This window comes from Bacillus pretiosus (assembly GCF_051294775.1).
In the GTDB taxonomy this organism is placed as follows: Bacteria; Bacillota; Bacilli; order Bacillales; family Bacillaceae_G; genus Bacillus_A; species Bacillus_A wiedmannii.
The window spans coordinates 1-278 of the sequence record NZ_JBPPHF010000692.1; the positions used below are offsets into that span (position 1 = coordinate 1).

The 278-nt window shown below is 40.3% G+C and carries 1 pseudogene; it reads right to left on the reverse strand.

The features are described 5' to 3' along the window. Positions 1–278, reverse strand: a pseudogene (locus tag ACSG5Z_RS32740) (haloacid dehalogenase); the annotation flags it as partial.

The following is a 278-nucleotide window of genomic DNA, read 5'->3' on the forward strand; positions in this document are numbered from 1 at the left end:
ACACTCAACATACTCTATAACTTGGAATGCTTTTCTTAATGTATTGAGCCCTCGTTCTTTTTCACCTTTACTTTGGAAAATCTCATCAATTTTGGGCGCCGCTACTGGATGATCACGAAGCGCATCACCTAACGAGTCTACAAACTGAACCGGATAAAATAGCGGATCTGCGCTTGATAATACAGTACGTGGAATTAAGTTTGGAGTATTTCTCTCACGATTTCCGATTGAAAACCGTTCATGAGAAATACGGACGTTACAATCGAAGTGCTCTAACA